Source organism: Streptomyces sp. NPDC020742 (assembly GCF_040641675.1).
Lineage (GTDB): Bacteria > Actinomycetota > Actinomycetes > Streptomycetales > Streptomycetaceae > Streptomyces.
The window spans coordinates 1-9,132 of sequence record NZ_JBFAEA010000053.1; the positions used below are offsets into that span (position 1 = coordinate 1).

General features: G+C 71.1%; 2 protein-coding genes. Both read right to left on the reverse strand.

What is annotated here, in order from left to right:
* The coding region (locus AB0G84_RS36090; RefSeq protein WP_361330919.1) for an SDR family NAD(P)-dependent oxidoreductase at positions 1-8,174 on the reverse strand (8,174 nt) is incomplete at its 3' end.
* 49 nt (positions 8,175-8,223) lie between these two features.
* Positions 8,224-9,045, reverse strand: coding sequence for a phosphopantetheine-binding protein (locus AB0G84_RS36095; RefSeq protein ID WP_361330922.1), 822 nt, complete (start codon positions 9,043-9,045; stop codon positions 8,224-8,226).
* Between the last annotated feature and the right edge of the window lie 87 nt (positions 9,046-9,132).

Here is a 9,132-nt window from a genome sequence, read left to right on the forward strand (position 1 = left end):
ACCACAACACCACGCTCAACCAACCCCTCCACCACCGCACCACACCAACCACCCACACCAGCACCCTCACTCAGCACCAACCAACGCCCACCAGACGCCGACACACCACCGGCTACCAACCCCTCAAAGCCCACCAACCCCTCCAACCGCTTCCACTCCACCCGATAACCCCAACCCTCAACACCAGCCTCCTCACCACACCCCGCCACAACCCCCACACCCGAACTCACCGGCCAAAAACGCTCCCGCTGAAACGCATACGTCGGCACATCCACCCGCCGCGCCCCCACAAACAGCGCGCCCAGCTCCACCCCCACACCGCAAACAAACGCATGGGACACAGCAGCCATCAGCGCTTCAGCCTCGGCACGGTCCTTTCGCAGGGTGGGGAACAGACGGAGATCAGGCGCCGAAAGGCAAAGTTGCGCCAGGGCAGTCAAGGTTCCGTCCGGCCCGAGCTCCAGGAACCGAGTGACCTCACGCTCCTCCAGCCCCCGCACACCATCCGCGAAGCGAACGGCCTCGCGGACATGCCGCACCCAGTACTCGGCGGACCTCAGCTCCTCCGCCGTCGCCAGTTCACCCGTCACATTCGAGACCACCGGGATACGCGGCTCCGCATACGCCACGCCCTCGGCGACGGCACGGAACTCAGCCAGCATCGGCTCCATCAGCGGCGAGTGGAACGCATGGCTCACCGACAGCCGCTTCACCTTCCGCCCCTGAGACTCAAACCGACCGGCGACCTCCAGCACCGCCGCTTCCTCGCCCGCGATGACAGTCGCCGACGGACCGTTCACCGCCGCCACACTCACCCGCTGCTCCAGCCCCACCAGCAGCGGCAACACCTCCTCCTCGCCGGCCTGGAGGGACACCATGGCCCCACCCGCCGGCAACGCCTGCATCAACCGACCCCGCGCCGCCACCAACCGGCACGCATCCTCCAGCGACCACACCCCCGCCACATACGCCGCCACCAACTCACCAACCGAATGACCGATCAGGAAATCCGGCCGAACACCGAACGACTCCACCAACCGGAACAGCGCCACCTCCAGCGCAAACAACGCCGGCTGGGTGTAACCCGTCTGGTGCAACGCATCCACATCGTCGCCGAAGACCACATCCCTCAGCGGCAGCTCCAACCCACCGCCTCCGGCACCACCGCCGACGCCATCGAAGTGCGCGCACACCTCGTCAAACGCATCCGCGAACACCGGGAAGGACTCGTACAACTCCCGTCCCATGCCGGGGCGTTGTGCCCCCTGTCCGGCGAAGAGGAAGGCCTGCCGGCCCTCGGTCCTGGAGCCGCGGATGACGCTCGGTGAAGTGGTGCCTTCGGCGAGTGCGGTCAGGCCGTCGAGTGCCGATGCCGGGTCGTCCGCCAGCACCACGGCGCGGTGGTCGAAGTGCAGGGAACGGGTGGTGGCGAGTGAGAAGCCCAGGTCGAGCAGGCTCAGTTCGGGCGTGTTGGCGCAGAGGGACCGCACGCGGTCGGCCTGGGCGCGCAGTGCGGGCTCGGTACGCGCCGTGAGTACCAGAGGCAGGGGCGAGGGGTGTTCCGGTGAACCCTTGGGAGCCTCGGAAGCGGGGAGGGCTGGCTCCTGGGCACCCTCCAGTACGACGTGCGCATTGGTGCCGCTGATGCCGAACGAGGACACACCGGCCCGTCGCGGCCGCTCCCCCTCCGGCCACTCCACCGCCTCGGTCAGCAGCCGCACATCCCCCGCCGACCAGTCGACGTGCGAGGACGGCTGCCCCACATGCAGGGTCTGCGGCAGCACACCGTGCTCCAGCGCCAGCACCATCTTCATCACACCTGCCACACCGGCCGCGGCTTGGGTGTGACCGATGTTGGACTTCACCGAACCCAGCCACAGCGGACGATCCGCCGTCCGCTCCTGGCCGTACGTAGCGAGGAGGGCCTGGGCCTCGATCGGGTCACCGAGCGCCGTACCCGTACCGTGCGCCTCCACCGCGTCGACCTCCGCGGCCGACAGCCCGGCGCTCGCCAGCGCCTGCCGGATCACCCGCTGCTGCGACGGACCATTCGGCGCCGTCAAACCATTCGACGCACCGTCCTGGTTTACCGCCGTACCACGCACCACCGCCAGCACCCGATGGCCATTCCGCCGGGCATCCGACAGCCGCTCGACGACCAGCACGCCCACGCCCTCGGCCCAACCCGTACCGTCCGCCGCCTCCGCGAACGCCTTGCACCGCCCATCCCCCGCCAGCCCACGCTGACGACTGAACTCCACAAACGCACCCGGCGTCGACATCACCGTCACACCGCCCACCAGAGCCATGCCGCATTCGCCCGTACGCAGGGCCTGGGACGCCCAGTGCAGGGCGACCAGCGAAGACGAGCAGGCCGTGTCGACGGTGACCGCCGGCCCCTCCAGGCCGAGCGTGTAGGCCACGCGCCCGGAGGCCACGCTCGCGGCGCTTCCGGTGCCGACGTAGCCTTCGAAATCGTCCGGGGAGTGGGCCAGCAGAGCCGGGTAGTCCTGGCCGTTCATGCCGAGGAAGACGCCCGTCCGGCTGCCGCTCAGGCTGTGGGGGTCGATCCCGGCCCGCTCCAGTGCCTCCCAGGAGACTTCGAGCAGCAGCCGCTGCTGCGGGTCCGTGGCCAGCGCCTCCCGCGGGCTCATCCCGAAGAAGGCGGGTTCGAACCCGTCCACGCCCGTCAGGAACCCGCCGACGTTGACGTAGCTGGTGCCCGAGTGCTCCGGGTCGGGGTCGTAGACCGCATGGAGGTCCCAGCCGCGGTCGGACGGGAATCCGCCGATGGCATCCCTGCCCTCGGACAGCAGTTGCCAGAAGGCCTCCGGGCTGTCGACGCCTCCCGGGAAGCGGCAGCTCATGCCGACGATGGCGAGGGGGTCACCGTCGGGGAGTCCGTGTGCGAGGGGGTCGCCGTTGAGGGGGAGGCCGGCCAGGGAAGAGGCGCCAGGGGCCGCGTGGGTCGCTGACGGTTCGGTGGCGTGCTGCGTCGGGGCGGTGAGGTGGGTGTGGAGGAAGCGGGCCAGCGCGGTCGGCGTCGGGTAGTCGAACGCCACGGTGGCGCTGAGGGGGACGCCACTTGCCGCGGTCAGTGCGTTGCGCAGTTCGACCGCGATCAGTGAGTCGACGCCGAGGTCCCGGAAGGGGCGGGTCGCGGGTACCTCGGCGGGTCCGGTGGCGTGCAGCACTGCGGCCGTGCGGGACCTCACCAGGTCGGTGAGCAGGCGTTCCTGTTCGGCCGGCTGCAGGCCCGCCAGTTGGTGGCTCAGTTCGGCCCGGGGGTCGTCGTCCGCGGTCGCTGCCGCGCCCCGGGACGGGTTCCCGATGGCCGTACGGACCTCGGGGAGACCGCCGAGCAGCGGGCTGGGGCGGACCGTGGTGAAGGCGGGAAAGAAGTCCGCCCAGACGATATCGGCGATCACCAGTCCGGGTGCCCCGGAGTTGATCGCGAGCTCCATGGCGTGCAGGGCGCGCTCCGGCGGCAACGGGCAGACCCCGCTCCGGCGCATGCGCTGCGCCATGGCCTCGTCGCTCGCCATGCCGGTCCCAGCCCACGGGCCCCAGGCGAGCGAGGTGGCGGGCAGGCCTTCGGCCGCGCGCTGTTCGGCGAGGGCGTCCAGGAAGGCGTTGGCCGCGGCGTAGTTGGCCTGGCCGGCGGCGCCTATGGTGCCCGCGAAGGACGAGAACAGGACGAAGGCGGAGAGGTCTCGGTCGCGGGTCGCCGTGTGCAGGTTCCAGGCCGAGAGTGCCTTGGCCCGGCTGACGGCGGCGAAGCGTTCCGGGGCGAGGGAGTCGAGGACGCCGTCGTCGAGGACGGCGGCGGTGTGGAAGACGGCGTCCACCGGGTGCTCGGCGAGCAGGGTGGTGACCGCCTCCGGGTCTGCGACATCGCAGGCCAGTACGGTCACCCGGGTCCCGAGGGCGGACAGCTCCGCTTCCAGGTCCGATGCGCCGGGGGCCTGTGGGCCCCGCCGGCTGGTGAGGAGGACGTGCTCGGCTCCCCGAGCGGCCACCCAGCGGGCGACACGGGCGCCCAGGGCACCCGTTCCCCCGGTGATCAGCACCGTGCCCTGCGGGCGCCAGCCGTCGGCGGGGTCCGCACCGGACGACGGGGCGGGGGCGGGTGCAGGGGCGAGCCTGCGGCCGAAGGCGCCGGATGCGCGTATCGCTACCTGGTCCTCGGTGCCGTGGGCCAGGACCTGAGCCAGCCGGTCCAGGGCCCGGCGGTCCACCGCCTCCGGGAGGTCGACCAGGCCGCCCCACCGGTCCGGGTGCTCCAGGGCGGCCACCCGGCCCAGCCCCCATACGGCGGCCTGTCCCGGGTCCGGGGCGTCGTCAGACCGGCCGATGGACACCGCTCCACGGGTCAGCACCCACAGGCGCCCACCGACACCCGCCTCACCCACGGCCTGCACCAGTGCCGCGGTACGCGCCGCCTCAGCGCCGCCGCCCACCATCGGCACGGCGTACGCGGGCTGGTGCGTACCGCCCGCCGCCGGCGCCCCGGAGGACGGCAGGTGTTCGGTTCCTGCCGTCACCGCATCGGACACCGACTGGTGGGCGGCGCTCACTGCCAGTACGCCGGCCACCGGCTCGTCCGCGGCGGCTGCCCGCAGGGTCTCCGCCAGCGCCGCACGGTCCTGGTCCGCGGCCCACTCCACCCGTACGATCCGTGCGCCGCGCACGGTCAGGCCCTGCACGAGGGTCTCGGCACGGGTGTCCCCGGCTGCCACCAGCGCCAGCCAGCGCCCGCCGAACGCGGTGCCGCCCGGCACACCCGCCGGCTCGCCGAACACCGCTTCGGGCTGGGGGGCGAACGCCGTGGCTGCCTGCGTTCCGAGCACCGCGTCGGGCTGCGGGGCGGGCTCCACGCCGCCCTGTCGGGCAGGTTCCATGCCGGGCCGCGGGGCGAGCGCCGTGGCCGTCTGCGTCGGGAGCGGCTTCCACTCGACCCGGTAGCGCCATCCGTCCGTCAGCGCCCGCTCGTGCCGTTGCCGCCGCCACACGGAGAGGGCGGTCAGCGCCTCGTCCCATGAGGCGTCGCCAGGCAGGGCCAACTCGTCCGCCAGGGCCGCCGCATCGCCGCGTTCGATCGCGTCCCAGAACGAGGCTTCTGCGCCGTCGTCGAGGGCGAGGGCGCCGGTGGACGCGGCGTGTGCAGCGTCCTGGGCCTCGGCTGCCGAGGGCTCCAGCCAGTAGCGCCGGCGCTGGAACGGATAGGTCGGCAGGCCGACCGCAGCGGCCCCCGGCAGCAAGGCGGCCCAGTCGAGTGCGGCACCGTGCGCATGCAGCTGCGCAAGGGCGGTCACCAGGTGCTGCGCCTCGGACCGGTCCCGGCGCAGGGCCGGTACCGCCACCTGCTCGGCAGTGCCGTGGCAGGCCTGGGCCAGGGCGGTGAGGGTGCCGTCGGGACCGATTTCGAGGGAACGGGCGACGCTGTGTTCCTCCAGCCAGCGGATGCCGTCGGCGAAGCGTACGGCCTCGCGGACGTGGCGCACCCAGTAGTCCGGGGAGGTCAGTTCGCGGGTCGAAGCGAGTGCACCGGTGACGTTGGAGATGACCGGGATACCGGGCTCGGCGTACGTCATGCTCTCGGCGACGGCGCGGAACTCGGCCAGCATCGGCTCCATCAACGGCGAGTGGAAGGCGTGGCTCACCGACAGGCGCTTCACCTTCCGGCCCTGGGCGGCGAAACGGTCGGCGGCCTCCGCCACCGCCGCTTCCGCACCCGAAATCACCACCGCCTGCGGCCCGTTCACCGCCGCCACGCTCACCCGCTGCCCCAGGCCCTGCGCCTCCAGCAGCTCCAGGACCTCGCCCTCCGACGCCTGGAGCGAGACCATCGCCCCACCGGACGGCAGGGCCTGCATCAGCCGGCCCCGCGCCGCCACCAGCCGGCAGGCATCGGCCAGCGAGAGGACGCCGGACACGTGTGCGGCGGCGAGTTCTCCGACGGAGTGCCCGAGCAGGAAGTCCGGCCGGACGCCGAACGATTCGACCAGCCGGAACAGCGCCACCTCGACGGCGAACAGGGCGGGCTGCGTGATCGCGGTGCGGTGCAGCAACTCGGCGTTCCCGCGGCCGTCGTCGTTGGTTCCGGCGTCGTCGTTGGTTCCGGCGTCGTCGTTGGTTCCGGCGTCGTCGTCGGCTCCGTCGATCCGGACGTCGGCGTGGCTGCCATCGCTGCTGCCGTCACCGGTGTCCACACCGAACACCGCGTCCCGCAGGGGCAGTTCGAGCTCCAGCTCGCCGTCGAAGTGCGCGCAGATCTCATCGAACGCCTCCGCGAACACCGGGAACGCCTCGTACAACTCCCGGCCCATCCCAGGCCGCTGCGCCCCCTGCCCCGCAAACAGGAAGGCGGTCTTCGCGCCCGTCTGCGCTGTTCCTCGTACGACGCTTGCCGCGTGTTCGCCTCGGGTGAGGGAGCTGAGTCCCGCGATCAGTGCGTCGCGGCCGGTGCCGAGGACCACCGCACGGTCGTCCAGTGCGGCACGCGTCGTGGCGAGCGAACGGGCCAGGTCCCGCAGGTCATGCTCGGGGTGAGCGTCGAGATGGGCGAGCAGCCTGCCGGCCTGCTCACGTAGGGCGGCGTTGCCGCGCGCCGAGAGCACCCAGGGCAGGATCGGCAGCCGAAGGGTGCCCTGGTCACCGGCCTCGTGCGCCGCAACACGCACGGGGGCGGTGTCGGCTCCCGCGTCGCCTTCCGCGCCGACGCCAGCCTCTGCGTCGAACTTTGCGTCGGACTTTGCATCGGCTTCGGCTTCCGCCTCCGCTTCGACCTCGGGGGCCTGCTCCAGTACGGCATGTGCGTTCGTTCCGCTCACGCCGAACGCCGAGACGGCCGCCCTGCGCAGCCGCTCCGTCTCCGGCCACTGCACCGCCTGGGTCAGCAGCTGGACGTGCCCCGCCGACCAGTCCACGTGCGTCGACGGCTGGTCCACGTGCAGGGTCTGCGGCAGCACACCGTGCTCCAGCGCCAGCACCATCTTGATGACGCCCGCCACGCCGGCCGCGGCCTGGGTGTGTCCAATGTTGGACTTCACCGAACCCAGCCACAACGGACGGTCCACCGCCCGGTCCTGACCGTACGTGGCGAGCAGCGCCTGCGCCTCGATCGGGTCACCAAGGGTCGTGCCGGTGCCATGGGCCTCCACCGCATCGACGTCCGCGGCCGAAAGGCCCGCACTCGCCAACGCCTGCCGGATCACCCGCTGCTGCGACGGACCATTCGGCGCCGTCAGGCCGTTCGACGCACCGTCCTGGTTCACCGCCGTACCGCGCACCACCGCCAGCACCCGGTGGCCATTCCGCCGGGCATCCGACAGCCGCTCCAGCACCAGCATTCCGATGCCCTCGGCCCACCCCGTGCCGTCCGCGGCCTCCGCGAACGCCTTGCACCGGCCGTCCGCCGCCAGCCCACGCTGACGGCTGAACTCGACGAACGCACCCGGCGTCGACATCACCGTGACGCCACCCGCCAGAGCGAGGGTGCATTCGCCCGACCGCAGTGCCTGCGCGGCCAGGTGCAACGCCACCAGGGAGGAGGAGCATGCGGTGTCGACCGTTACGGCGGGACCCTCGAGCCCCAGAGCATAAGCGACACGGCCCGACACGACCGACGTCGAGTTGCCGGTCAGAAGATGCCCTCGGACATCGTCGGGGACATCGCGCAGGCCGGCTCCGTATTCCTGGTTACTGCATCCGACGAAGACGCCACTGCGACTACCCCGTACCGCCAACGGGTCGATTCCGGCACCCTCGAAAGCCTCCCAGGAGGCTTCCAGCAGCAGCCGCTGCTGCGGGTCCATCGCGAGTGCTTCACGCGGGGAGATGCCGAAGAAGCCGGGGTCGAATTCGGTGGCGTCGTAGACGAAGCCGCCCTTGCACGAGTAGCTCGTTCCCGATTCCCGCGCCTCCGGGTCGTACAGCGCCTGGGTGTCCCAGCCACGGTCCTGGGGCCACTCCGAGATGGCGTCCTCGCCCCGTTCCAGCAGGCTCCAGAATTCCTCCGGCGAGTTCACCCCGCCGGGGAAGCGGCAGCTCATCCCGACGATCGCGATGGGCTCCTGCTGCTGCGACTCCAGCTCCTGCAGGCGCCGACGCGTCTCGTGCAGGTCGGCGGTGACCCACTTGAGATAGTCCCGCAGCCGTTCTTCATTCGCCATGTGGAACTTGCCCCATACGTTGTTGACCGGAACGGTTCACCCGCGGCGTTCAGGAACGGCCGAGCTCCTGATTGATGAAATCGAAGATCTCGTCGTCCGTAGCCGCATCCAGCTGCTGGGAGACGGCGGACTTCGCCTCGCCTTCGGCCACACCTCCCAGCCCGGACAGCATGCTCCGAAGACGGGCCTCGACGAGCCCTCTGACCTCGTTCTCTTGGGAAATTCCTGAAATCGCGCTGGCCAGACGGTCCAGGTCGGCCAGCAGGGCCTGCTCCGGCTCGACCTCTGCGGCGCCGAACAGCGTGTCGTCCACGTGCTCCGCGAGAAGTTGAGGTGTCGGGTAGTCGAAGACCAAGGTGGCGGGGAGTTGCATTCCGGTTTCGGCGTTCAGTCCGTTGCGCAACTCGACCGCGGTGAGCGAGTCGAATCCCAGGTCCCGGAATGCCTTTGCGGGCTCCACGGACCTCAGCCCCCGGAGTCCGAGAACGGCTGCCGTATGGGTGCGCACGAGGTCCAGCACGGCTTGTGAACGCTCCACCGCGGACGCGTCGGCGAGCCCGTTGAGGAAGGACGGACCTTCGTCGCCGACTGCCTGACGGGATGAGCCCGGTGAGCCGAGTGAGTCAGATGAGCCAGGTGAGTCAGATGAGCCACGTGTCAGGGCAGCGACTTCCGGGAGGTCTTCCAGCAGTGGACTGGGCCGGCCACTAGTGAACGCCGGAACGAACCGCTCCCAGTCCATATCCGCCACCACAACCCCGGCCTCACCACCACCCACGGCCGCGCCCAACGCTTCCACTGCCAAGGCTGGGTCCATCGGCTTCAACCCACGACGCCGCAGATGCTCCTCAGAGCCGTCGGCTTCCACCATCCCCCCACCAGCCCACGGACCCCACGCCACCACACTCCCCACCAACCCCCGCGCCCGACGATTCGCCACCACCCCCTCCAACGCCGC